Here is a 1295-nt window from a genome sequence, read left to right as displayed (position 1 = left end):
CCTCGTGGACGGGCGGAGTGCCCTGCCGGTGGGGCGCCCTCGGCGCGGAATGAATCGCAGCAAGCCCCCCCCGGCGCGGCCGGGTCGAGGGAATCCCCACGTCGGCCCGGAAGGCGTTCGGCTGGACGCGTGATGGCCAGGTGATCCCCGAGGGGGCCGAGGCGGTCCGGCGGGCGTTCGACGCGTTCCTCGGCGAACCGTCTCTGTCGATCCGGCGCATCCGCGAGGACTTGAACAAGGCCGGACACCTCACCGCACGCGGGTCGGAGTTCTCCGTCGATGCCGTGCGGTACCTGCTGGCGAACCCGCTCTACGCTGGCTACATCAAGCACTACGCCTCGGGCGAGTTCTACCCGGTGCAGGATGGGATGTTCCCGCCCATCGTGAGCGAGCAGACCTGGCGGGCCGCGGTGGCGAAGCTGGAGGACAACGTGCGGAGGTCGGCCGGGCAATGCAACCAGCCGAAGTACCTCCTGTCCACGATAGGGCTGTGCGGGAAGTGCGGCGCGACGCTCGTCTCGGGAACGAACGGCCGCAAGCAGCCGACGTATCGCTGCGGCGAGCAGCTCCACCTCACTCGCCAGCGCGAGCCCGTCGATGCGATGGTTACCGAGGCCGTGCTCACCCGTCTGTCCTCGGTGGACGTGCACGACCTCGTGATGCCACACGAAGACGCCGGACCCGGCCGCGAGGAGCTGCTGACCGAGCGGAACGCCCTGGTCGAGCGCGTGAAGGAGCCGAGCCCGCTGCTGCGCGACATCCACCAGCCGGTCCTGGAGATCACGGCGGCGATCAACGACGTGAAAGCGCGCATCGACGTGATCGACGCGGAACTGCTCGACCGCTCGGTGTCGGTGGCGGCGAAGCTGCTCGCGGACGTTGACGAGCCGGTCGGCACTGCGGGGCGCCGCGAGGTGGTCGAGTCGAAGTGGAAGGCGCTGGACATGGATCGTCGCCGGATGCTCGTGGACGAGCTGGTGACGGTGACCATCGAGCCCATCGCGCCGGGTCACGTGAAGTTCGACCCCGACCTCATTCGGATCGAGCTGAGACGCGACTGACTCATGACTCGACTCGTCATTGCAATGGTGAGTCGAATCATGGGAGAATGGTTGCAGGCAAAGAAGATCCCACTGGGGGTCAGACTTAGAAGCTGGCGGTACTACTCCCGGATAAGTAGCCGGTCAAACAGCCCAACTACCGTGGCGGGGAACCGGAAGATACTCGGCTCTTCGGAGTTGAGCGTGGGTCATGGGGTGAGTCCTCCGCCGATGAGGAGCATGCGGAGTCGGTAG

1 pseudogene is annotated in these 1295 nt (G+C 66.8%); it reads left to right on the top strand.

Features of this window, described 5'->3' with window-relative positions:
• Nucleotides 1-74: 74 nt before the first annotated feature.
• Nucleotides 75-1061: pseudogene (locus tag ACFFHC_RS10105) on the top strand (recombinase family protein); the annotation flags it as partial.
• Nucleotides 1062-1295: the final 234 nt, after the last annotated feature.

It is taken from the genome of Kytococcus schroeteri (assembly GCF_042433515.1).
Classification (GTDB): domain Bacteria; phylum Actinomycetota; class Actinomycetes; order Actinomycetales; family Dermatophilaceae; genus Kytococcus; species Kytococcus schroeteri.
This window is presented reverse-complemented; position numbering and strand designations above follow the sequence as displayed.